This is a genomic window from Sinorhizobium sp. CB7 (genome assembly GCF_041357635.1).
Lineage (GTDB): Bacteria > Pseudomonadota > Alphaproteobacteria > Rhizobiales > Rhizobiaceae > Rhizobium.
Genome location: NZ_JAULLL010000006.1, coordinates 223,775 through 248,420, shown reverse-complemented (window position 1 = coordinate 248,420; position 24,646 = coordinate 223,775). Strand labels below are relative to the sequence as shown.

The 24,646-nt window shown below is 59.2% G+C and carries 19 protein-coding genes; 7 read left to right on the top strand and 12 right to left on the bottom strand.

Going from position 1 to position 24,646, the window contains the following annotated elements:
- The first annotated feature begins 18 nt into the window (after positions 1-18).
- Complete coding sequence (locus AAE029_RS13695; protein ID WP_371073401.1) at positions 19-927, top strand: ribokinase; 909 nt, start codon at positions 19-21, stop codon at positions 925-927.
- Between the two features lie 25 nt (positions 928-952).
- Here AAE029_RS13695 and AAE029_RS13690 read toward each other — a convergent pair whose 3' ends face one another.
- The 6 genes from AAE029_RS13690 to AAE029_RS13665 form a co-directional block, all read right to left on the bottom strand.
- Entirely contained in the window at positions 953-1,900 is a 948-nt protein-coding gene (locus tag AAE029_RS13690; protein ID WP_371073400.1) for an ABC transporter permease, read from the bottom strand.
- 2 nt (positions 1,901-1,902) lie between these two features.
- On the bottom strand, positions 1,903-2,880 hold the full coding sequence (locus tag AAE029_RS13685; protein ID WP_371073399.1) for an ABC transporter permease: 978 nt from the start codon (positions 2,878-2,880) through the stop codon (positions 1,903-1,905).
- Position 2,881: 1 nt separating this feature from the next.
- On the bottom strand, positions 2,882-4,369 hold the full coding sequence (locus AAE029_RS13680; RefSeq protein ID WP_371073398.1) for a sugar ABC transporter ATP-binding protein: 1,488 nt from the start codon (positions 4,367-4,369) through the stop codon (positions 2,882-2,884).
- A complete protein-coding gene (locus tag AAE029_RS13675; protein ID WP_371073397.1) occupies positions 4,366-5,379 on the bottom strand; it encodes an ABC transporter substrate-binding protein in 1,014 nt (337 codons plus the stop codon). Before AAE029_RS13675 ends, AAE029_RS13680 begins: the two co-directional genes overlap by 4 nt.
- 130 nt (positions 5,380-5,509) lie before the next feature.
- Positions 5,510-6,394, bottom strand: a complete 885-nt coding sequence (locus tag AAE029_RS13670; RefSeq protein WP_371073396.1) for an SMP-30/gluconolactonase/LRE family protein — start codon at positions 6,392-6,394, stop codon at positions 5,510-5,512.
- A 2-nt stretch (positions 6,395-6,396) separates the two neighbouring features.
- Complete coding sequence (locus AAE029_RS13665) at positions 6,397-6,588, bottom strand: 4-oxalocrotonate tautomerase family protein (protein WP_371073395.1); 192 nt, start codon at positions 6,586-6,588, stop codon at positions 6,397-6,399.
- Positions 6,589-6,945: 357 nt separating this feature from the next.
- Between AAE029_RS13665 and AAE029_RS13660 the strand changes: the two genes are divergently transcribed.
- Positions 6,946-9,180 (top strand): methyl-accepting chemotaxis protein, encoded by a 2,235-nt coding sequence (locus tag AAE029_RS13660; RefSeq protein WP_371073394.1) that lies wholly within the window; start codon positions 6,946-6,948, stop codon positions 9,178-9,180.
- Positions 9,181-9,273: 93 nt separating this feature from the next.
- Here AAE029_RS13660 and AAE029_RS13655 read toward each other — a convergent pair whose 3' ends face one another.
- The 5 genes from AAE029_RS13655 to AAE029_RS13635 form a co-directional block, all read right to left on the bottom strand.
- Positions 9,274-10,020 (bottom strand): response regulator, encoded by a 747-nt coding sequence (locus AAE029_RS13655; RefSeq protein ID WP_371073393.1) that lies wholly within the window; start codon positions 10,018-10,020, stop codon positions 9,274-9,276.
- Positions 10,021-11,292: a GAF domain-containing sensor histidine kinase gene (locus AAE029_RS13650; protein ID WP_371073392.1), complete on the bottom strand. Its 1,272-nt coding sequence runs from the start codon at positions 11,290-11,292 to the stop codon at positions 10,021-10,023.
- A 151-nt stretch (positions 11,293-11,443) separates the two neighbouring features.
- On the bottom strand, positions 11,444-12,730 hold the full coding sequence (locus AAE029_RS13645; protein ID WP_371073391.1) for a flavin monoamine oxidase family protein: 1,287 nt from the start codon (positions 12,728-12,730) through the stop codon (positions 11,444-11,446).
- Between the two features lie 89 nt (positions 12,731-12,819).
- Positions 12,820-14,052, bottom strand: coding sequence for a peptidase T (gene pepT, locus AAE029_RS13640; protein ID WP_371073390.1), 1,233 nt, complete (start codon positions 14,050-14,052; stop codon positions 12,820-12,822).
- Positions 14,053-14,180: 128 nt separating this feature from the next.
- On the bottom strand, positions 14,181-16,175 hold the full coding sequence (locus AAE029_RS13635) for a putative bifunctional diguanylate cyclase/phosphodiesterase (RefSeq protein WP_371073389.1): 1,995 nt from the start codon (positions 16,173-16,175) through the stop codon (positions 14,181-14,183).
- A gap of 323 nt (positions 16,176-16,498) precedes the next feature.
- Here AAE029_RS13635 and AAE029_RS13630 point away from each other — a divergent pair, with 323 nt between their 5' ends.
- A complete protein-coding gene (locus AAE029_RS13630) occupies positions 16,499-17,542 on the top strand; it encodes a class I SAM-dependent methyltransferase (protein WP_371073388.1) in 1,044 nt (347 codons plus the stop codon).
- An 84-nt stretch (positions 17,543-17,626) separates the two neighbouring features.
- Here the strand turns inward: AAE029_RS13630 and AAE029_RS13625 are convergent, their stop codons facing one another.
- Positions 17,627-18,502, bottom strand: a complete 876-nt coding sequence (locus AAE029_RS13625) for an AraC family ligand binding domain-containing protein (RefSeq protein ID WP_371073387.1) — start codon at positions 18,500-18,502, stop codon at positions 17,627-17,629.
- A gap of 212 nt (positions 18,503-18,714) precedes the next feature.
- Here AAE029_RS13625 and AAE029_RS13620 point away from each other — a divergent pair, with 212 nt between their 5' ends.
- The 4 genes from AAE029_RS13620 (at position 18,715) to AAE029_RS13605 (ending at position 24,645) form a co-directional block, all read left to right on the top strand.
- A complete protein-coding gene (locus AAE029_RS13620) occupies positions 18,715-20,181 on the top strand; it encodes an alpha-glucosidase/alpha-galactosidase (protein WP_371073386.1) in 1,467 nt (488 codons plus the stop codon).
- A 121-nt stretch (positions 20,182-20,302) separates the two neighbouring features.
- On the top strand, positions 20,303-22,387 hold the full coding sequence (locus AAE029_RS13615) for an ABC transporter substrate-binding protein (protein WP_371073385.1): 2,085 nt from the start codon (positions 20,303-20,305) through the stop codon (positions 22,385-22,387).
- A 115-nt stretch (positions 22,388-22,502) separates the two neighbouring features.
- Entirely contained in the window at positions 22,503-23,510 is a 1,008-nt protein-coding gene (locus tag AAE029_RS13610) for an ABC transporter permease (RefSeq protein ID WP_371073384.1), read from the top strand.
- A gap of 1 nt (position 23,511) precedes the next feature.
- A complete protein-coding gene (locus AAE029_RS13605; RefSeq protein WP_371073383.1) occupies positions 23,512-24,645 on the top strand; it encodes an ABC transporter permease in 1,134 nt (377 codons plus the stop codon).
- Position 24,646: the final 1 nt, after the last annotated feature.

Sequence of the window (24,646 nt, the reverse complement as noted above, 5' to 3'; positions counted from 1 at the left end):
GCAGACTGGTGATCGCTGATGCGCGCTTTTGTTGCCGGCAATATCACTATCGACGAGACTATCAGCGTCGGTGAGTTTCCATCACCCGGAGCCTCCATTCTGGGAAGTGCTGCAGGTCTCGATCTCGGGGGAAAGGGCGCCAACCAGGCTGTCGTCCTCGCGCGTTGCGGTGTGCAAACCACGCTGATCGCCGCGATCGGCAGCGGTAGCCGCGGGCGTGCGATCCGTGATCTTCTGTCAGGCGAGCCGCTTGACGCCCGATTGATCGAATTGGCGCAGCGCACGAGCGACGTTTCGATCATCCTGGTTTTGCCCGACGGGAACAACGCGATTATCACGACGACGGATTCGGCCGACAACCTGAGCGGCGCAGCCGTGACAGAGGCCCTGAGTTCCGGCGCCGAGGGAGATCTGCTCCTTCTTCAGGGAAACCTCTCAGCGTCCGCCACTCGTCAGATCCTCGAATTCGCGCGCGCCGCCGGCCTGCAGACGGTCCTCAATCCCTCACCCGTTCGTCCCTATTTCAGCGAGCTCTGGCCGTTGGTCGATCTCGTCTTCATGAACGAGGGCGAAGCGGCAGCGTTGACGGGGTTGACCGGCAGAGAGGCGGCGGCGGCTCTGCTGGCAAAGGGGGTAAAGCAGGTGGTGCTCACGCTCGGCGCCGGCGGTGCTGTTCTCATTGAAGGCGGCAGAGAAGTTGCAGTCGGTGCTATGCAAGTCGCCGTTGTCGATACGACGGGGGCAGGAGACACATTCACCGGTGTGGCTCTCGCCTCGGCGATCAGACGCGGATGCGCGCTCGATCGCCGAGCGCTGCAGGATGCTGCGGAGGCGGCGGCCCTGACGGTATCGAGAAGGGGAACGCGCTCTGCATTCCCCTCCGTCACGGAAGCAACCTCGATCCTCACCAGGGCAAGATCCGATTAATTCATCGTGTGCTTCCGTCTGCCGGTCAGCGCAATGGCTTCTCACCGCCCGCCGCGGTAATGACGCCGACGATGATGAGACCCGTCAGGAGCAGCCGGACGCCGGCGCTGACGCCGAAGGTGTTGAGCATGGTCAGGAGCAGCACCAGGAATAGGGCTGCTCCCCATATGCCTGGAACATTGGCCTTTCCGCCCGCCACGGACGTGCCGCCGATGACGACGACGGCGATGGAAGAGAGCAGGTATTCGTTGCCGATGTCGACATTGGCGCCGCGAAAATAGCCGGCGAGCAGTGCGCCGTTCAGACCGCCGAGCGTCCCCGACAGCGTATAAGTTAGGAAACGGATGCGGCCTACATTGACGCCGGCAAGCCATGCGGCGCGAATGTTCTGACCGATTGCAAGGACCGAACGGCCATAGATCATGCGATGCAGAGCGATGCCGGCGCCGATGGTGAAGAGGATCGTCAGGATTGCCAGGACGGGGATGCCGAGGATCTGCACGTTGGTGAAGGCGGCAAAGCCGGGTGGCGGCTTGATCTGCAGTCCGCGGCCATAGCTGATGTCGATCGACTGGATGATGAAGCTTGCCGACAGCGTGGCGATGATCGGCGGAATCCGCAACGCCCAGATCAGCAGGTAGTTGGCGATGCCGACCGCGGCACCGCTTGCGAGCGCCGCAAGGAGCCCCAGAACGATCAAGCTGTCCTGACCATTCATGGTTTTCATGGCGACGGCGCTTGCAAGGCCGATGTTTGCCGGTAGCGACAGGTCGACGTTGCCTGGGCCGAGCGTGATGACGAACATCTGGCCGATGCCGACAATGACCATGAAAACGGCAAGCGAAAGTGCTGCGGTAATCATGCCGCCGGCGCCATAGCCGCCGGTGAAGATGACGGTTGCCAGCCACGCCACAAAGGCGCCGATGAAGGACCATATCCAGGGCCTTGCGGCCAGTACCTTCAGCTGCAGCATCGCTATGCCTCCCTTCGGCTGATCAACGCCCGCGCGGCGAGGACGATGATCAGGATTATGCCGTTCGCGGCGACCTGCCAGTCCGGCGGGATGTGCATGAAGGTGAGCAAGGACGAGGCGGCAAGCGCCAGTGTCAGCGCACCGATGACGGCGCCGATCGGTGAGACCCGTCCTCCCACGAACTCGCCGCCGCCGAGGATGACGCCGGCAATTGCCAGAAGCGTGTAGCCATTGCCGATATTGGCGTCGCCGGATGATGTGATGCCGATGAGCGTCATGCCGGAGAGGACGCCGAAAAGCCCGGCGAGCGCAAATAGCGTGACCTTGATCCTGAGCAGCGACCAGCCGGCGCGGCGAAGGGCAGCCGCATTGCCGCCGGAACCGCGCAATATGGCGCCGTAGGACGTCCGCATCAGGCCGAAGTGCACGACGGCCGCAATGACGATCGCAGCCAGGATCGGAAACGGGATAAAGGGCGGTTTGAAGGAGACGATCGCCTGCAGCCAGTCCGGTGCTTTGCCGCCCGGCTTGGGGAGAACCATGATCGCCAGTCCCTGCCAGACGAAACTCATGCCGAGGGTCACGACGATGGATGGCAGGTTGCGGATGTGGATGAGCGCGCCGAGCAGCGCATAAATCCCGATCGATCCGAGAAGGATTGCTGCGCCTACGAGCGGGTCATCACGCAGCCATGTCGCGGTGACGCAGCCGACGAAGCCCACGAACGTGCCGATCGAGAGGTCCAGCTCGTTGCCGGCAATCACGAACATCTGAGCGATGGTGGCAAGCGCGATCGGTATCGCAAGGTTCAGCATCAGGCTGAAGCCGAAATAGGAGATGGCGCGCGGGTTGAGCCAGGCGATAGCAATCAGAACCAGTGCCAGGGAGAGCGCCGGCAGAAGCGCACGCAAGGCACGCGCTCGTCCGGCCGCACTGCGCGCCGGCCTGCCGATGGCGTTCTGCAGGGAAATGACCGACATCCTATGATGCCTCCGCGAAAGAGGATTGTATGATCTTCTCGTCCGTCAGTTCATCGCGGCGCAGGTCGGCGACGATACGGCCGTTCTTGAAGACATAGACGTGATGGCAATTGTCGAGCTCTTCCGTCTCCGTCGTATACCAGATGAAGGTTCGCCCGTTCTGTGCCTCCTGGCGGATAATGTCGTAGACTTCCAGCTTGGTGCCGATGTCAACGCCGCGCATCGGATCGTCCATCAGGATGATTTCGGCGTCCGATCCGAGCGCCCGGGCAAACAGTGCCTTTTGCTGATTGCCGCCGGAGAGCGACAGGATGTTATTGCTTATATCCGGCGTGCGGATGCCGATTTTCTGCTGCCAGGATTGGGCGAACTCGGCTTCGCGTTTCGATGAGATCAGCAGGTGCTTGCGCAACTGCGCAAGCGAACGGATGCCGATGTTCTCGGCAATCGACCACTGCGGGAATATCCCATCCGACTGCCGGTCGCCGGCGACCAGCGCCACCGGCGCGGTCACCTCGATACCGGCCTTGCGGCGACGGGCTGCGTTGAAGACCGCGAGCAGAAGATCGGTCTGCCCGTGCCCTGCGAGGCCGGCGAGCCCGACGATCGAACCGGCATGGGCAACGAGCTCCGCACCGTAGGTCTGGCGTGCCGGGCGGGCGCGAACCCGCAGTTCTGCGGAGGACGGATGCTTGCCGGATGGACTTTCGCCAGGAGCCTTTTCGCGATGCGTGCCGCCCATGGTTGCGACCAGTCTCTCTCGATCATAGGCCTTCGCCGCATCGGCGGAGACGACCTTGCCGTCGCGCATCACGACGATGCGGTCGGCGTTCTGAAGCACCTCGCCGAGAACGTGCGAAATCAGGACGCAACTGCCGCCGCCCGTGACGAAGCGCCTGACGAAGGCAAGAAGCTGGCCGGCGGTATGAGCATCGAGCGAGGACGTGGGCTCATCGAGAATGACGAGGTTGAGGGGATCCTGCGTCACCGTGAAGGCGCGCGCCACCTCCACCATCTGCCGTCGTCCGATGGAAAGGTCAGCAACGATGTCGGATGGGTCGATGCCGTGGTTGGGGAAGATCTCGTTAAGCTTCGCCGTAATGAGATCAGCCGCTCTCTTGCGCCAGCCGATGCCTCTGAGCGAAGGGTGATTGATCCGCGTATTCTCGGCGACCGAGAGATTCGGGCACAGGGACAATTCCTGGAATACACAGCGTATGCCGAGCCTCTGTGCCCGGATGACGGAGTAGTTGGTCTCGACCTCGTCGCCAACCGTCATCCGGCCGCGGTCGAGCGCCAGCGTGCCCGCCAGCATATGCATCAGCGTGGACTTGCCGGCGCCGTTATGGCCGACAAGCCCGACGCACTCGCCGTGGCGAACGTCGAAATCGACACCATTGAGCGCCCGGACGGCGCCGAAATGCTTTTCGGCGCCGCTGAGGAAAACAATGGTCCTGTGAGTTGCAGCAGGCACTGTTGTGTCGATCACTTTATGTTGGCCTTGATAGCCTCCAGGGCATCGGCCTGCGAATATTCCTTGCTGGCAACGCTCCCGGCCGGAATGTTCGGCAGTGCCGTTTCGAAATCGTCCTGCGTGAAGGCCAAGTACGGGACCAGCATGTCGTGCGGGATGTCTTTCCGACCATCGAGCACCTGTTGGGCTACCCAGAATGCAAGGGTCGACACACCCGGCGCGATGGAAGCCGACCAGGTCTTATAGCCGTCCTTTTCCTTCTGCTCCTTCCACCATTGCAACTCGTCCTGACGGTTGCCCATGATGATGGTCGGACGCGGCTTGCCCGCAGCAGCGAAGGCCTGCGCCGCGCCATAACCGTCGCCGCCCTGGGTGACCACGCCGACGATATCCGGCAGGGAGGGGAGGACCGTTGCTACCGCCTTTTGAGCCGTGGTCTGGTCCCAGTTGCCGGTCACGGAGTTCACGATCTTGAACTGGGGATTTGCGGCTACGGCTTCCGTCAGACCTTTGTGGATGGAATCGTCGATCGACGTGCCGGCAAGACCGCGAATCTCGAGCAGGTTGCCACCCTCTGGATGGAACGTCTTCATCTGCTCGATTTCCTGCTTGCCCATGTCTTCGAAGTCGACGACGACGCGGTAAGCGCATGGCTCGGTGACGATCCCGTCGAATGAGACGACGACGATGCCAGCATCGCAGGCTTGCTTGACAGCGCCGTTGAGTGCATCCGGCGATGCAGCATTGATGACGATCGCGTCATATCCCTGCAGGATGAGATTCTGGATCTGGGCGGCCTGGGTAGGCACTTCCTGATCGGCCGTCGTAAACACGTCTGCGGCGGCGACGATCTTGTCGGCGACCGCTTTCTTGGTCACGATGTCATAGCTCTTCAACATCGCCTGGCGCCAGGAATTGCCGGCGTAATTGTTGGAGAAGGCAATTTTCTTGCCGCTCGTATCGGCAAGCGCCGTGCCTGACGCGAGCATCGCGGCAAGGCCGGCAAGAACGAACATTTTGCGCATTTCAATCCTCCCTAAGTTGTTGACCCTGATTAACAGGCTCTCCCCTATGACGCCGTTCCTCTCACGGCGTCTCATTCAAAGTCGCCGATCCTCCGATCGACAGCCATTTCTGAACACCGGCCCCGGATGTTCAGAACAATCGCAGTCCTGGCACCCGCACGCGCAGCCTGTGCAGCGAGCTCGAGGCGGTAATATACAGGCTCTTCAAATCATCGTCACCGAAGGTGAAATTGGCAGTCGGTTCGGGCGTACGGATAGTACCGAGATGATCGCCGGACGGATCGAAGACATGGATGCCGCCCGGTCCGCAGCAATAGACATTGCCACAGCTGTCGATTTTCATGCCGTCGGGTGCACCAGGTTCCTTGCCCGTGGTTTCTGCCCAGACCGCGCCGCCCGTAACTTCCCCCCGCGATGTGATGTTGAAGACACGAATATGCTGACGCTCGGTATCGTTGATGAAGAGCCGCGATTCATCAAGAGAGAAGCAGAGGCCGTTCGGCTGAGCGAAATCGGAGACGAGAAGGGTCAATCCCGACCCATCGGGGTTGACACGATAGACGCCCTGAAACGACAGGTCCTGCGGCCGCGGCATCCCGTAATATTCCATGCGACCGAAGGTCGGGTCGGTGAAATAGATCGCGCCCCCTGTCGCCACCACGATGTCGTTCGGGCTGTTCAGTTCCCTGTCCTGGTAATGGGTGGCAAGCACGGTGGTCGATCCATCCGGCTCGAGACGCGTGACACGGCTCGTCGCGTGCTCGCAGGTGAGAAGCCGACCCTCGCGATCGAGCGTATTGCCGTTCGCCTTGTTGCTCGGCCTGCGAAATTCCTCGATTTCGCCGGACGGGCGGCGGATATACAAGCGATTTTCTGGCATGTCGCTGAAGACCAGCCATTTTTCGTAAGGGTGCCAGACCGGACCTTCGGTAAAGCCCATGCCGCTTTTCACTGTTTCCAGTGCGGCATCGCCCACCACATCGACGAATCCCGGATTGCGGCTGCTCGTCGCCATGATCAGCTCGCCGACTTTTCGGCCGTCCTGCCGGCGACATACCAATCGGATGCCGCGACATCCTCGAACACGACCCAGATCGCTTCCCTGGGCAGCTCGGCCACCTCGCTGACGGCTTCGGTGACACGGCGCGCAATCTCGTTCTTGCGCTCCTGGGAATGACCTTTGAGAATCTGGATATTGACGAAGGGCATCGGGCGGTCTCCCTCATGTTCTTATAGCTTATGGTCCTCAGTTAGACATGCATCTTTGATAGCCGAAAGGGTGCAAGACGCAGAGCCGAGTGTGCATTCGCACACTGACGATCACGCCCCCGACCCAAGATGGCGGCGGTCCGATCAAGGGTCGTGTCACGAGGAAACTGCGAGTTGCCGGCAACTTGTATGATAACTTAGCTAGCGTTTAATTCAATTTTTATCGTTTTCCCCCAAGCTTACAGCATCTTTGAACGCCGGGGGTCGTTATGGCTATCGCTGTTGCTGCGAGAAGCATTTTGATGGGCTTTGCGGACGCATAATTCAGGCAGTGATTGCTTTTATGGGGGTAATAAAGTGAAAATTTCGATCAAGCACACTTTGGTCTTTGCCTTTGTGGGGTTAAGCGTCGCAGTCATTGGTCTTGTCGGCAGAATGCTGCAGCAGGAAATTAGCGTTTATCAGAATTCCACACAGCTTTCGCAACTGGCCCAGCTCGACGCAAGGCTGTTCGATGCGCTGCTCGGATTGCGCGGTGAGCGCGGCGCTATTTCCTCGGCCATCAAACTCGAACCTTCTGAAACGCAATCCAGCCTCGTCAATCTCGAGACCGGGCGAAAGAGCGTCGATCCCGCGCTCGCGGCGGCCAAGGACCTGATTGGCGACATCGATTTGACCACGCTGCGGACAGCGGTTTCCCCAATTCTAGAGGATTACAATCAATGGGTTTCGTCCCGGCAGCAGATTGATGCGGCTCTCAAACTACCTGTCGCCAATCGTGACCCGGCCTTGGCCCCACAGGCTCTGGCGCTTGCGGACAAGATGCTGGCCGACCTCGAAAAGGCCGCCAATGAAGTCGAGGCTACCATCAATGCACGCGAGCCCGGAATGATGATGTTCACGCAGCTTCGCGCGCTTGCATGGTCGACCCGCACCTATGCCGGATCGGCAAACTCAACATTGGTGGGCGCAATTATCGCCAAGGAACCTCTGCCTGCCGGCAAGCTCGCCGACATCGCTCTCCTGGATGCGAAGGTAAATTTTGCGTGGAGTGTCATCACTCAGATCGTGCGTAGCCCTGCGACGCCAGATAAACTTGTGAAGTTGTATGATATCGCACAGACGACCTATTTTGCCGGACCATATGCGGATCAGCGGGTAACAGCGCTCAAGTCATTCCAGGCCGGTCAGCCGATGAACATGGCTGTCGACGACTGGCGCAAACCTGCAGGCCCGGCGCAGGCTTCGCTCGCAGACATCGCATCGGCGGCGCTGACAGAGATGACAAACACAACGGCCGAAAATGTTTCGGCTGCTACGAGATCGATCATTATTTATAGCGTTGCCACGGTCCTTATATTTGCTCTGTCGATCGCAGGAATCATGATGGTGATTTTCCGCATCGCCAATCCCATCAGCATGCTGACGGCCGTTATGCGCAAGCTGGCGAGCGGTGATCTGTCGGTCGTCATCTCCGGCGCCAACAGATCCGATGAAATCGGCGAGATGGCCCGTGCGGTCGAAGTGTTCAAGCAAGCTGCGCTTCACAACAAGGATCTGGAAGAAGAGGCGGAGCGTTCGCGTCAAGCGTCCGAGATCGAGCGTATCGCTATCCAGCAAAAGGCGGAGCGGGAGGCAGAAGAGCGCCTGACGCAGGCGACATCGGGGCTCGCCAATGGTCTCAAGCGTCTCGCTTCCGGCGATATGATGTGCGAGATCGACGAGGTCTTCAGCGAACAGTTTGAATCCCTTCGCCACGACTTCAACAATTCGGTGCACCAACTGCGCACCGCTCTTGAAAGCGTAAGCCAGACAGCGCGCAGCGTTCGCAGCGGCAGTGGCGAAATCTCGACCGCGTCGGATCAGCTTTCCAAGCGCACGGAACAGCAGGCTGCATCACTCGAAGAAACGGCCGCCGCGCTGGAGCAGGTCACGACCAATGTCAAACAGACATCGGAACGCGCCAGCGAGGCGCGCGAGATGGTCCGTCATGCGAGCGCTCGCGCCGAAACCTCCAGGGAAGTGGTATCGAATGCCGTCGATGCCATGCAGAAGATCGAAACTGCATCCAGTCAGATCAGCAACATCATCGGTGTTATCGATGAAATCGCGTTCCAAACAAACCTTCTCGCATTGAACGCGGGCGTCGAGGCAGCCCGTGCGGGTGAAGCCGGCAAGGGCTTTGCGGTTGTCGCTCAGGAAGTTCGTGAGCTTGCCCAGCGCTCGGCTCAGGCAGCGAAGGAAATCAAAACGCTGATTGGCAACTCAGAGGCTGCGGTCAATCAGGGTGTTACCCTGGTGAACAATACCGGTGACGGTTTGAAGGAAATCGCGCAACTGGTCGTGGCGATAAACCAGCATATGGAAGCGATCGCGATTGCGGCCAAGGAGCAGGCATCCGGTCTTTCGGAAATCAATACATCCGTGAACCATATGGATCAGGTCACGCAGCAGAATGCCGCGATGGTTGAAGAGATGAATGCCGCCGGACAAGGTCTCGCCGAAGAAAGCGGCCGTCTTTCCGAACTGCTGGCCCGGTTCCAGATGGGCACACAGAGAGAACTTGGCCGAAAGGTGTCGCGCGCGGCATAGCTTGCAGCGGCGGCGCATCCGCGACCGTCGCAGACCGCATGGATCTTCCTGGATCGGCCGCGCGAGCGGCTGATCGCCTGCGGAAGAATTGCTCTATGGGTCTCGTGCCGACGGCGGCGCGTGGTCCAGCCATTTGTCGAGATTTTCTTGTTCCCGCCTCAAGGCATCGACATTGATGAGGCCGCGGGCAAGCGCGAGATAGATCGCCCTCGTTCGGCTATTGAAAACCGAGCTGCTTTCGGCGGCTCCTTCCTCTGGCATGGCGACACCCAGCTTTTCGTAGAGGTGCCGGATGCGAGCCTGGGCGCCGCGCGTCGAAAGCCCGCGGCGCGCGGCGATCGCCTTATCGGTCAAGCCGAGCGCCACATCCAGAAGGCTTTCATATTCGCTGTCGGTGATGCCCTCCAGGCGATCCTGGACGCGATGCTGAATGCCGCGCACTTCACGGTCGATGATGCAGTGGCCTTCGGCAAAGACCCCCCGCAATGCCGAGCGCATCCCTTCTTCCGATGTCGACTTCAGCACATAACCGTAGACTGTACCCGGGGGTACGATGCGCGCGACGCCGCGTACATAGGATTCGTCGGCGAAGTTCGACCAGAACAGGATGTGGGTATCCGCCCGCCTGCTCCAGATCGAGCGGGCGACCTCGATGCCAGTCGCCTTGGGCAATTGCAGATCGAGCACCACATAGGGCGGCTCGCGCCGTCGTGCGATATCGATGGCGACATCGCCGCTGCTGGCCTCGATAATCTCGACGCCGTCGGACCATAGATGCTCGATCGTGCTGCGCACGAACGCACGATGCAGACCATCATCCTCCGCGACCATGACCAGCATCTACAGGCTCTCCATAGCTTCCGCCGGCACGTCCGAAGGCAGAGACGCAGGAGGACAGTACTCGCGGGCAACCTCGATCGCCACTCGAGTGCCGCCCCTTCGGTTCGCCCTGCCGACACGGAGCCTGGCGTCGATCAGGGCGGCGCGCGTGTGCATGTGACCAATTCCGCCGCTGGCCTGCGGATCGACGTTCCCGCAACCGGTACCATCGTCAGTGATAACCACGCGCAGCACCGCTGGAGTGGCCTCTATGCGGACCTCGATGCGACGTGGGGCGCCATGGCGAACGGCATTGTTGATGGCCTCCTGCGCAATCCGGTAGATCGCCGTCAACGTCCGCTCCGGAAGCATATCCGCCGCGCCATCGCTGATGTCGTGGATGCGAACGGCGATCGACGGTGTGGCACGGCTGACGCTGCGGTTCAGATGCGCTTCGATGGCGTCGCGCAGGCCGAAAAGTTCGAGCACGCTCGGCCGCATATCGTCGACGATGTGGCGCAGTTCGGTGAGGCAGTTGACGATCTCGCGCTCCAGCTCGGCAAGCTGGGCGGCACCCGCCACACCTTGCCGATTGAGCGCCGATACCTGCCGCGCGACCCTGGCGAGATCAGCGAGTGTCTGGTCGTGCAGATCCATCGCGATACGCCGCCGCTCGCGTTCCATGCCCTCCGTCAAACGCGACGCACCGACCCGCAGGAGTTCCTCCCGGTTTCGCGCCTCGCTCTCGGCCAGCATGGCGCGGCGTGCTTCTTCGCTCTGGATCAGCGCGAAAATATAAGGCGCGATGAACTCGGCGCAGTGCTGGGCGATCTCCAGGTCGGAAAGCGTATAGCGAGCCGGCTCATGGCGACTGATGTTGAGCGCACCGACGATATTGCCGCGCGCTCGCAATGGCACGATGATGCGGCTGCGCAGTTCGGCCGTGAAGATCGGTCCGTCGAGCGCTCCGGCGAAATGGAAACGCGGATCCTTCAACGCGTCATCCGTCAGCAAGTAGGGCAGCTCGCCGCGCAGTACGGCGCGCACGGGACTGATGTCGACGGGAAGCGGGTGCTGAGCCAAAGCGCTCCAGCTCGTATAGCAGCCAGCCTCGTAGCAGATGTGGCTGCGGCCATCGTGCAATAACACCGCGATATCCATATGGTCGTGCGGCAGAAGCGTCCCGATCTCGACTGCAGTTGCGCGAAATGCCGCGCCGGGATCGATATGTCCGGCGAATGCGCGTGATATCGCCAGTAAATGGTCCACTAACTCCGTAGCAGATGGCGTCATGACTCGAATTCCTCCCTCAATCGATCATGACATCTTTCCCGGGCGATTACATCAAGCCCCTTCCTGTCCGTCTTGACGCAGGCGGCTGGGTGATACGGCGGTTATCGCCGACACTCGTCGGAACGCCGAACAGGAAGTCGGCTAATGGCTGTTATCGAGAAAAACGTATCATAGCGGCCTCGGCCGCCTCGACCCCGGACTCGTAAGCGCCATGCGCTGTCGAAAACTTCCCCGGCGGGCAGGCTTCGCCGGCAAAAAACAGACGTCCGTCAACGGGTTCCGAGAGAACGTCGCGTTGCAATGCCTGACCGGGCAAAGCATATGAATACGCCCCTCCGATCCAGGGATTGCCGCACCAGCCGGACATTGCGGCAAAAGACAGCTTTTGCCGCAGATCACTGCCGAAATAAGCCACGAGTTCGTCGATCGCAAACGCGGCCGCCGCCTGCTCGCCGGCCCGCTCGAGATCCTCCGCGAGCTGTCCCCCGATATAGGCCTCTATCGCTCCGATGCCGAAGGGCCTGATTTGATAGGTGACTGCGCCTGTGCGTCCATGCGTTCCGAGGAGATTCTTGTCGCGGGGTAGATCTGCGGGCGCACCCGCCAGGAACAACTTGTTCACTTTCCCGAGCGGCAGGTTCGATGCCGCTTCGATCTTGGAGGCCAAGGGTGGATCAAAGCGGACAGTTTCTCTGGACAGCATCATCGTCGAGACGGTCACGATCACTGCGGTCGCTTTGAAGACACCGCGGTTTGTCGTGATTGCGATGCACTTGGCGCCGTTGTGGTCAATCGTTGACACGGCGGTTTCGAGATGGATGTTCAAAGGTGCGCTGTAGGCGGCAACGACGGTTCCGTAGCCATCCACTGTTCGGATATCGGGGCCCTCGCCAGGTTCGTAATTCTGAAAATCGGCGATTGATGAATGGGCCATATCGCTGCCGTTCATCATGCTTGCGATCATTTCGAAGCGCGAAGTCCAGCGGCTGCCTGCAGGAACCGCATCGCTCCATGCGGCATCGGACGATGCCGTGTCATATTGGTGGAGCTGCAAGAAAAAGGAATTGATGGCTTGCCTTGCCAAAGATTCCGCTGTGGCATCGCCGACGACATATCTTCTGTCGGGATCGTTCCAGGGCGCCGGAGTTTCGTCTATCGTAAAGCCCATATCGCGCGCGATGCGCAGCCACTCGTTGCCGTGGGAACCGTGGAACCAGCCGCATCCAAGGTCGATGGCCTGGCCGGCCAGCGCCTCGGGCCTGATGCTCAGCGCCCGGCCGCCGACGCGTGAGGAGGCCTCGAGGACTACGACGTTCAGATCCGGCCGTTTTCCCAAGAGATGCCTTGCCGCGGCAATTCCCGCCGCGCCTGCGCCGACGATGACGACGTCAGCGGTGTCGGCGGGTGCATGGGTTTCGGGAGATATCGTGTCATTCATCGCGTTGCGCGAGACCGCCGGCCTGCTTCTTAAGGTATTCGAACCAATAGACTGCTTTACGCTCCTTCACGCAAGATTCATCAGGGTGCTTAAGTCCGCTCTTCCCAGATTTTCGCCAGTTCGACCAGGGTCTTTACGGCCCTCTCCATGTCCTGCCGGCTGATCCATTCCAGCGGTGAGTGAAAGGCATGGCCGCCGGCAAAGAGATTGGCGCAGGGCAGCCCCATGAAGGACAGCCGGGAGCCATCGGTGCCGCCGCGAATGCTGCCACGCACCGGCACCATCCCGGCACGTCGGATCGCCTCGATGGCGTGATCGACGATCTCGGGGTGACGGTCCAGGATAGGTTTCATATTGCGGTACTGCTGCGTGACCTTGAATGTGTAGGAGGAGCCCGGATAATCCGCCATGACCTCCTTTGCCAGCGCCTCAAGCATTGTTTCCTTGGCGGCGAGGCCATTCTCTTCGAAGTCGCGGATAATGAAGCTGAGGATCGCCTTTTCCATGGAGCCGGCCACACCCGTCGGATGAACGAAGCCTTCTCTGTCGGACGTTGTCTCCGGAGCCGTCTCCTTCGGCAGCCGATTGATGATCGCGCCCGCGATCTTGATCGCGTTCTCCATTTTTCCCTTGGCAAAACCGGGATGGATCGCGACTCCCTGGACGGCGATGTCGACGCGATCGGCCGAGAACGTCTCATCCTCGACATAGCCGGGGGTTTCACCATCGACGGTGTAGGCGAATTGCGCTCCAAGCTTTGCGAGATCGACCTTGTCCACGCCACGCCCTATCTCCTCATCCGGCGTGAAGAGGAGTTTGATTGTCCCGTGCCTAATATCCGGATTGTCGATCAGGACTTGCGCCGCGGTGATGATTTCGGCGAGACCGGCCTTGTCGTCGGCGCCAAGAAGCGTCGTGCCGTCGGTCGTGATGATATCGTTGCCGATCTGGTCCCGAAGGGCTGGATTGTCGCTGACGCGAATGACCTGTTGTGGATCGCCAACAAGGCGTATGTCGCCGCCGCTGTAGTTGCGCACGATTTGCGGCTTCACGTTTGTTCCGGTGAAGTCAGGTGCGGTATCCATGTGCGAACAGAAGCAGATGACCGGTACTGGCTTGTCGACATTTGATGGAACTGTTGCGTAAACGTAGCCGTGCTCGTCGATATGCGCATCGGACAGGCCGATCCTCAAGAGGTCTTCGACCAGCACACGGCCAAGGTTTCTCTGCTTGTCAGTGGAGGGCTGTGTCGGTGAGTTCGGATCGGATTGCGTGTCGATGACGACATAACGGAGGAAGCGATCGGTAACGGTGTCGGTCATGGGCTCGAGTCCAATGCGGGTTGATCGGCGATGGAAGCTATAGCCTTCGTTGATCTTGCCGTGAATGCAATTTCGCTTGCCGACGCAATTTGCACACGCGGCAAGAGGTGCTCCCATGGACACGGAGCTTATGCCGGTCGCAGTAGATACGTTCGGAGGGTGCCACTGGGCGGGATCGCCCGGAAATTCTCCGCTGGCGCCGGACGGCCGACATGGAAGCCCTGGACCTGGTCTATGCGAAATTCGCGCATCAGCGCCAGCTGCTCGTCGGTTTCGACGCCTTCCACCAGAATCTTATGGCCACGATTTCGGATGAGGGCGATGATGTCTTGAAGCATGGCCCGGCCCTTCGGAATGGCGCAGTCGTGAAGGAATGATCGATCGATCTTCACCGTGTCGAATTCGATCAGACGAAGCCATGACAGACCTGCAAAGCCGGTCCCGAAGTCGTCAAGCCATATCCTGATCCCCAAGGTCTTCAGATCGCTGATGCAGCGGAGGATGTCCGAATGCATCTCCATCTCAAGCCCTTCGGTGATTTCGAGCGCCAACCTGTCGCCGCTCACGCCGGTCTCTCCCAGAATGGCCGCCACGGAAGATGCGAAACCGGGCGCCTTCAGCTGAATTGGCGAGACGTTGACGCTAACGACGGGGACATGATTGTCAGCCAGGAGTTCACGGCACACCGCTCGTATCGCCCAGCGTCCGAGGTTCAGAATGGCGCCGGTTCGCTCTGCGACGGGAATGAAAAGGCCCGGAGATACGGGCGTGCCATCCAGCATCTTGAGGCGCATCAGCGCCTCGACGGCCTCGACACGACCTGATGCGACACTCTGGATGGGCTGATAAACAAGCGATACGAGATTTTGGTCGATCGCGATTTTCAGAAGAGCCGCGATATTCTCGCTCTCATCGCTGCTCAGTGGATCGTCTGGATCGAAAAGCCGGGCACAGTTGCGGCCATTTGCCTTCGCCGCATAGAGCGCGCGGTCGGCTTCATGAATGATCTTCTCGAGCTTTGAACCGGTTTGATCCCTCGTGAAGGCCGCACCGACACTGACCGTCACAATCGATACACCGTCCCGTCGCTGTTCGTGCACCAGAGCAAGGTCCTTCACCGTGCGACAAATGGATTCTGCTAACTCCGCCAACTGTTCCCTGGTCTCTACGGGGGCGATGACGATGAATTCTTCGCCGCCATAGCGCCCGATTGAGCCGTTGAACCGGACAATTGAATCCTTGAGAGAATTGGCGACAAGAACGAGGCAGTGGTCACCGCCCTGATGACCATAACAGTCATTGTATTTCTTGAAGAAGTCGACATCGATGAGGATCGCCGCAAAACGCCTGCCAAGTTTTTGCCAGTCGTTCCAGTATTCCCGCAGCTTCTCGTCAACCGCGCGGCGATTGTCGAGGCCAGTCAGAGGATCGGTGTTCGAGAGCCTCAGCAGCGCCTTTCCGCGTTCCGACGCCTCGTTATGCTGAATTTTTGCCTCGAGGGCATTCAGGAAGACGTTGTAACGCTCCCTGTTCAGCTTCCAATTTACATAGGAGGTGAACACGAAGCATGAGACGTAGAAAGTCCCGAAGGCGAGCCGATAGGGAACGTTTTCCGGAAAGGAAAATAGCGCAACAGCGAAGATGGCGAGAACGATACTGGACGTTATCACCGAAAGGCGAAACTGAAAGCTGAAGAACAGATTGGCGCCCATCATGAAGATGGCTCCAAAGATCATGTAGTAAGAGACGCTTTGGGTTTGCTCGCTGAAGGTCGTCGGATACAGCCAGCCGGCATATCCGCAAACAAGCGCCGCCGCACAGGTCCAGTCGAGCCAGTCCGTCCTGGCGTTCGTATGGAATAGTGTTTCGAAGACGACGATTGCGATCGCACCGACGGCAAAGCGCGCCGCAATAGTGTAGGGGGCGACGTCCGGAGTCAGCAATATGTCGGGGATTGAGAACAAGAGATAGACCACGACTGCGATCCACAGTCCCTGCCGCGTGGCCGTCCTTCGCGCGGCCTCCCCTTCCTTTCGATAGAGAATGTGAAGCTCGGCGGGCTGCGGCCGCTGGGAATGCTCATGCAGATCTATCTCGGCTACATCGGCCAACAGGTGCTTCATGCACTGATCCATCGCGGGTTGCGGTCAACGAAAATCCGGTGTCGCTCTTGCATCGCTGAACGCTGGAGACTCCAAACCCGCCCTCCATTACGTCAGGCACGACAACAATGACATGCAGCACTTTACGGCATAGTAGAAAGCACTCATGAAGTTCTCGTTAAAATGGGCCAGTCGGCGGCCGAGCCGAAAAGTGTAGCCAAAAAGAAACGCATGACGGGAATTTTATCTCTATTACATCAAATTGTACAAATCGAGTCGTGCGACACGCATCCACTACCTATAGTTAATGTTTTGTTAACAAGACAATTACGAAAGGGTCCTGCGTGAGCCAACTTCAGATTGCGTTTGATGGCGAAAGTCTTATTACCCCTGAAGCAATAGCAGCCGAATTTACTTCGTTAAAAACCAACCTCTTTCATGAGCAGCTTGAGACCGGAAAAGCAGAACTTGTCCTGATCTTGCACATCGCACAACAACAGTTCGATCAAGGCGTGGAACCGGCAAAGATAATTGACCGCCTCGCCGGGGCGCTTCATGACACCCGTGCCAAGTTCCATCCCAGCGTCTGGCAAGAGCTGATACCGATCGCACAGAGCCATCCGGTATCGCAGTTCTTTCTCCAGGACCCCTTCACCCGTTGGTCTTTCGAAAAGCCCAGAGGCTATTCGGGCGATGCTCAATTGCTCGACTTCATCTATGGTCACGAAAGCGTCGCTGAGGTGGTCGCAAAGGCCACGCCGGTTGGACGAGCGCTCTACGACTACACGAAGGACGCTTCGTCGTCGGTCGCCGTGCGGGAAAGACGTGATATTCTGACGCGGCATGTCGACGAGATCGCCGCGACGCGAGGACCCGAGACGGAAATCCTTACGATCGCCTCAGGCCATCTGCGTGAAGCCAACCGCTCGATTGCGTTGCAGGAGCGGCGGATCAAGCGATGGGTCGCGCTCGATCAGGATCCACTCAGTGTCGGGTCGATCACGCGCGACTTCAGGGGGACCTGCGTCGAGGCGATCGACGGTTCCGTCCGGGGTATCCTGACCAGAGCACATAAACTCGGGCAATTCGACTTCGTCTATGCGGCGGGTCTTTATGATTACCTTCCCGACAATGTCGCCGTGAAGCTCACCCAGAGATGTCTGCAGATGTTGAAGCCCAACGGTGTCTTCCTTTTCGCCAATTTCGCCCGCGAGATCGGTGTCGATGGCTACATGGAGACGTTCATGAACTGGGCGCTGCTGCTGCGCTCGGAGACTGACATGTGGAATATTGCCAATGCGAGCATCGACGGGGCTGACGTCGAGGCCAGCGTGTGGTTCGGCGAGAATCGAAACATCGTCTACGGCGTCCTCCAGAAACGTTCGTGAATGTTTGAATCTCATCCCATGGTTTCGCTGGATCGACGCGCGGACGCTCCGCGTCGATCCACATCTCGCGGTTCCACTGGGTGATTAGCGAGCCTTCTCAAGGCTGGCATACATGCCGGTCGTGCGGAACTCGGTTGGGTTGGTGCCGTAAATGCGTCGGAAGACTTTGGAGAAATAGTTGGCATCCTCGAAGCCGCACATGATTGCGACTTCCTTCACTGGTAGAAAATCAGCCCTCGTCAACAGTTTTACCGCACGCTGCAGGCGCTGCTGCAGCACGAATTCGGCCGGCGGTATGCCTTCGCTTTCGGCGAAGCTGCGGGAAAAGTGCGCCCTGCTGAGACCCAGGATCGCGGCCAGCTCTCCGACCGGAAGGGGTTTGTCCAGATTGGCGTTGATGTGATCGATCACCGGCTGCATGGCGCTCGGATTATCGGCGAGTGCCTGTGAGCCGAAGACATCGTCATAAAGTGCCATCGCCGCCTCATAGGCGATTGCCGAGGCAGCACCCGGCGATGTCGCGCCTCTGACAAGACGCAGGCTGCAATCGGCCAGATGGTCGATTGTGGCAGGTTGCAGCCGGAGCACGGGACCGGTGGCCGCAAGCACCAGCTTGTGAATGCGCAAGGTCTCTTCGCCGTTCATGGAAATCCAGAAATATTCCCAGCGGTCGCCTTTTTCGAGCCAATAGCGATGATTGTGAGGGACAAGCACCAGAAACGTATCGCCGGCCCGAAGCTTATAATTGCGGTTCTGGTATCTCAGACGCCCGAGACCGCTGATCGTGTGCTGAAGCACGGTAAACGGCGTCTGGCCGCGCCGCCGTCCATCCCAGTCATAGGTCTCGTTTTGACGGACTTCGTAGCCAGCGCTGGTCGGCATTGCGTGCAGACGCTGGCGGCGGTGCGGCAGCGAAATCGTTTTCATCGCCTGCCCGTTGGCGATCAAATCTTGCAGCACAAAATTACCCTCAAAAGCATAATCCTTCTCTGTTCGCCATCTCGAATTTAGGCATAATCCCCTTCGACAAGAGGAAGAGACCACGGTCGGACCAGCCGATCGGGAGGAAAACAGGCAGAAATTCTGGATTTACGAACTGCATGCGCGTGCATGTGGCGCGCTCCTCCTTTACGCTCTTCCATTTAGCATTCGGTCTGATCGAGGTGAAGGTCATGAGTTTCAAAATCGCTATCATCGGTGCGGGCAGCGTCGGCTTCACCAAGAAGCTTTTCACGGACATCCTGTGCGTTCCCGAACTCAAGGACATCGAATTCGCGCTGACCGACCTTAGCGAACATAACCTCGGGATGATCAAGACGCTCCTCGACAGGATAGTCGAAGCCAACAATCTGCCGACCAGGGTGACTGCGACGACCGATCGTCGCAAGGCCCTCGAAGGTGCGCGCTATGTCATCAGCTGCGTCAGGGTCGGCGGTCTCGAAGCCTATGCCGACGACATCCGCATTCCCTTGAAATACGGCATCGACCAATGTGTCGGCGACACGATCTGCGCCGGCGGTATTCTCTATGGCCAGCGCAACATCCCGGTCATTCTCGACTTCTGCAAGGATATCCGCGAGGTCGCCGAGACTGGGGCGAAATTCCTGAACTATGCCAATCCGATGGCCATGAACACCTGGGCGGCCATCGAATACGGAAAGGTCGATACTGTCGGCCTTTGCCACGGCGTTCAGCACGGCGCCGAGCAGATCGCCGAGGTGCTTGGCGCCAAATCAGCTAGCGAGCTCGACTATATTTGCTCAGGCATCAATCATCAGACCTGGTTCATCGATCTTCGCCTCAATGGCCGCAAGATCGGCAAGGACGAGCTGGTCTCCGCCTTCGAGGCACACCCTGTCTATTCGCAGCAGGAGAAGTTGCGCATCGACGTCCTGAAGCGTTTTGGCGTCTACTCGACCGAAAGCAATGGCCATCTTTCCGAATATCTGCCCTGGTATCGCAAGCGGCCGGACGAAATCACCAAATGGATCGACATGTCCGACTGGATCCATGGCGAGACCGGCGGTTATCTGCGTCACTCGACGGAAACGCGCAACTGGTTCGAAACCGAATTCCCGCAATTTCTCGAATCCGCTTCTAGGCCGATCGATCCTTCGCGGCGTTCCAACGAGCATGCAAGCCATATTCTCGAAGCATTGGAAACGAACCGGGTCTATCGCGGCCATTTCAACGTCAAGAACAATGGCGTCATCACCAACCTGCCATCCGACGCTATCATCGAGTCGCCGGGCTTCGTCGATCGCTTCGGCATCAACATGGTTTCGGGCATCACGCTGCCGGAAGCCTGTGCGGCCACCTGCATCTCGTCGATTAACGTGCAGCGCATGTCGGTGCATGCGGCAATCAGCGGCGATATCGACCTCCTGAAGCTTGCCGTGCTGCACGATCCGCTGGTGGGCGCCGTGTCGACGCCGGAAGAAGTCTGGCAGATGGTGGACGAGATGGTGGTCGCCCAGGCCCGCTGGCTGCCGCAATATGCCGATGCGGTTCCTGCGGCCAGGGAGCGGCTTTTGAAATCGAAGGTGCAGACCCGCGACTGGGCAGGTGCCGCGCGACGCAATATCCGTTCGATCGAGGAACTGCGCGCCGAGAAGGCGGCGCTGAAACAGACCGGCTGATTCTCGTGGAGGAGGGCAACAGCGGAATTCCGGGAGGGAAATCCCCTGCAGGCGAGCCCGCTTTCGCTTCGTTTGAGGAGAAAAGGAGCGTCGTGAGCGCTCCAAAGAGGAGGGAGAGACGATGACGAATTTCCGCAACATTGGCATTCTTGCCGGGCTGGCGCTGAGCGTCTCGGCCGCGGCTCTGAATGCCTATGCATCCGAGCCGACCATCCCGCCGGAACCGGCGGCCTTTCCCGCCGAAGGCAAGATCAAATATGTGGAGCGGGATTCCATTCTGGAGTTCAAGGCGCTGCCCGAATACCACCAGCCGGACTGGGTCACGGAAAAATTCGAAAAGACCGGCAAGCTGCCGCCTCTGAAGGACCGGCTTCCGAAAGAGCCGCTCGTCTACAAAACCGGGAACATGCCCGACGGCATTGGCGTCTATGGCGACACGATGCGTCACGTGATTGGCGGGCGCCCGGAAGGCTGGAACTATGGCGCCGGCCAGACCCAGGGCTGGGGCGGTATCGATATCGGGCTTTCCGAATGCCTGACGCGGACCGGACCGCTTTTTCAGGTGGAGGCCAAGGATACCGAGCCGCTTCCGAATCTCGCCAAAAGCTGGGAATGGTCTGAGGATGGCCACAAGTTGACGATGCACCTGATCGAAGGTGCGAAATGGTCCGATGGCGCACCTTTTGGCGCCGACGACCTGATGTTCTACTGGGAGGACGAAGTTCTCGATCCGAATGTTTCTCCACTGAACGGTGCGACACCGGAGACCTTCGGTGCGGGTACGACACTGAAGAAGATCGACGACTACACCGTCGAATGGACCTTCAAGGAAGCTTTCCCGAAACAGTACCTTTACGCGATGGCTTACGGCACCTTCTGCCCCGGTCCTTCGCATATCCTGAAGCCGCAACATCCGAAATATTCGAAGAACACATACGAGCAGTTCAAGAACGCGTTCCCACCGGAATTCATGAATATGCCAGTGATGGGTGCCTGGGTGCCGGTCGAATACCGTCCGGACGACATCATCGTCATGCGCCGAAATCCCTATTACTGGAAGGTCGACGAGAAGGGCAATCAGCTCCCCTATCTCAATGAGCTGCAATATAAACTATCGACCTGGGCCGACCGCGATGTGCAGGCGGTTGCCGGTTCCGGCGACATCTCCAACCTCGAGCAGCCGGAAAACTTCGTTGCTTCGCTGAAGCGCGCTGCGGAGAAGACTGCTCCGGCCCGTCTCGCCTTCGGCCCCCGCCTGATCGGCTATAACCTGCGTATGAACTTCTCCGCCAACGGCTGGGGTAACCCGGACGAACGGGGGCAGGCAATCCGTGAGCTCAACCGCAACGAGGATTTTCGCAAGGCTGTGACGATGGCGATCGATCGCAAGGCGATCGGGGACTCGCTTGTTAAGGGACCGTTCACGGCAATTTATCCAGGCGGCATCTCCTCCGGCACGAGCTTCTATGACCGGAACTCGACCGTCTATTATCCCTTTGATCTCGAAGGCGCCAAGGCTGAGCTTGCGAAGGCAGGCCTCAAGGACACGGATGGCGATGGCTTCGTGAATTTCCCAGCCGGCACGGCAGGCGGCAAGAATGTCGAGATCGTGATGCTCGTCAACAACGACTACACGACCGACAAGAGCCTTGCGGAAGGTGTTGTCGGCCAGATGGAGAAGCTCGGGCTTCGCGTCATCATCAACGGGCTCAACGGCAATCAGCGTGATGCCGCCAACTATTCCGGACGCTTCGACTGGCTGTTGCGACGCAACGACACCGAACTCTCCTCGGTCGTGCAAAACACCGAGCAATTGGCTCCCGTTGGTCCACGGACAAGCTGGAACCATCGTGCTCCGGAAAATGGCGAGGTCGATCTGATGCCCTTTGAGAAGGAACTGGTGGATATCATCAGCAAGTTCACGGCCTCGCAGAACAACGATGAACGCGTCAACCTGATGAAACAGTTCCAGAAGATCTCGACGGAACATGTCTACACTGTCGGCCTCACGGAATATCCGGGTGCGTTGATCATCAACAAGCGCTTCTCGAACATTCCCCAAGGCACACCGATTTTCATGTTCAACTGGGCTGAAGACTCTGTCATCCGCGAGCGCTTGTGGGTGGCTGCCGACAAGCAGGGCAAGTACGAACTTTTCCCCGAAACGCTTCCCGGAAAGCCGGGAGAAAAGGGTCCGACAAATTAGAGCTCCCTCCCAAATGTAACTGAGCTTCCGGTCGCGCGTGGTGCGCGGCCGGACATAACCAACAAACCGGCCGCGCTGATTGGAGCGGTGGCGGCAAGGAGAAGCGAACCGTCCGATGTTACGATTCCTGCTCGTGCGCATAGCCTCCGCCATACCGGTGCTCTTGATCCTGAGCGTGGTGACATTCGCAATCATTCAGGCGCCACCCGGTGACTACGCCGACTACATCCGCTCGCAGCTCATCAACCAGGGCGGTGCATCCTATGCTCAGGCCGAGGCGCAGGCGCAGGCCTATCGTGTCGAGCATGGCCTCGATAAACCGATTGCCATCCAGTATCTGAACTGGATTGCCGGTATCTTCACCCGCGGTGATTTCGGTTACAGCCTCTATTACAACAAACCCGTGGCCGAGGTTGTCGCCGAGCGCCTGCCGCGCACGCTGCTTCTTGCTCTGGTCTGCCACCTCTTTGCCTCCGTGCTCGGTATCGGCTTCGGTATCTGGGCGGCGACGCGGCAATATTCCTGGGTCGACAGCGTGCTGTCGGCCGTCTCCTTTCTCGGCATGACGGTGCCGCGCTTTCTGATGGCGCTGATCATCGTCTATCTCCTCGTCTTCCAGTTCAATGTTTCGGAGATCGGCAGCTTCTTCTCGCCGCAATATGGCGGAGCGCCGTGGTCCTGGGCGAAATTCGTCGATCTCGTCAGCCACGTCTGGCCGGTCGTCGCGATCGCGACCTTCGGTGGGCTCGCCTACAACATGCGCATCATGCGCGGCAATCTGCTCGATACGCTGAATGCGCAATATGTCGAGACCGCCAAGGCTAAGGGCCTGACCGGCGGGGCGGTCGTCATGCGCCATGCCGTGCCGAATGCGCTGCATCCGCTGGTCATGTATCAGGGCGTCGTCCTTCCCTACATGTTGACCGGCGAGATCGAGACGGCAATCGTCTTCGCGCTGCCGACGGTGGGACCGGCAATCGTCGGCTCGATGGCCGTCGGGGACGTCTATGTCACAGCCACCTTCATGATGGTGCTTGCCGCGACGCTTATCGTCGGCAACATCATCGCGGACATGCTGCTCGCCCTGCTTGACCCGCGTGTCCGCCAGTTCGGAGGAGCCTGAGATGCTTGCCTTCGATTCCTCCCCATCGTCGCCGCACCAAGAGACCGTCAAGAAGCCCTCCCGCGGCAATGAGAGCTATATCGCTCTCGTCTGGCGCCGTCTGAAGCGATCTTGGACCGGCATGATGGGCCTGGTGCTCGTTGTGCTTTTGATAGTCATGGCGATCTTCGCCGATTTCTTTGCGCCGATGGATCCCAAGGCAACCGATGTCGGCTTCGCGCCACCGCAGGTCATAAGCTTCCGCGACAAGGACGGCAATTTCGTCTTCCGGCCGCGCGTCTATGCGCTCGCCGATTCTGAGGAGCTGGATCCCGTCACCTTCCAACCGGTTGTTGGCCCGGATTACGACAATCCGCGCTATCTCGGGTTCTTCGTGAAAGGGGCAGAATACAAGCTTCTCGGCTTTATTCCCGCCAACCGGCATTTCTTCGGTTCGACGGACGGCGCGCCGGTGCATTTGCTGGGCACGGACAAATTCGGCCGCGACGTCCTCTCGCGCGCTATCATCGGCTCCCGGATTTCGTTGATGATCGCGCTCACCGTCGTCTTCATTGTCACGCTCGTCGGCACGACAGTCGGCATGGTCTCGGGCTATTTCGGTGGAACCTTCGATGTCTGGGTTCAACGCTTCGTCGAGCTCGTGCTCGCCTTTCCGCAGTTGCCGCTTTACCTGGCGCTGACATCGCTCATTCCGGTCACGGCTCCCACGAACGTCTTCCTCGCCTTTGTCATCATCGTCATGTCGGCGCTTGGCTGGGCGCAGATGTCGCGGGAGGTTCGCGGCAAGACATTGGCGCTCGCCCGCATAGATTATGTGCGCGCGGCGATGGCCGTTGGTGCGACCGACCGGCGTATCATCTTCCAGCACATTTTCCCGAATGTGATGAGCCACGTCATCGTGTCCGTGACCCTGCATATTCCAAGCGTCGTGCTGCTCGAATCCTTTCTCGGCTTTCTGGGTTTTGCCGTGAAGCCGCCGCTGATTTCGTGGGGGCTGATGCTGCAGGATACGGCGAATTACTCTGTTATCGGCACCTATCCCTGGATTCTTGCTCCCGTCGGCTTCGTGCTTGTGACCGTCTTCGCCTTCAATGCGCTTGGCGACGGCCTGCGCGACGCAGTTGATCCCTATTGAG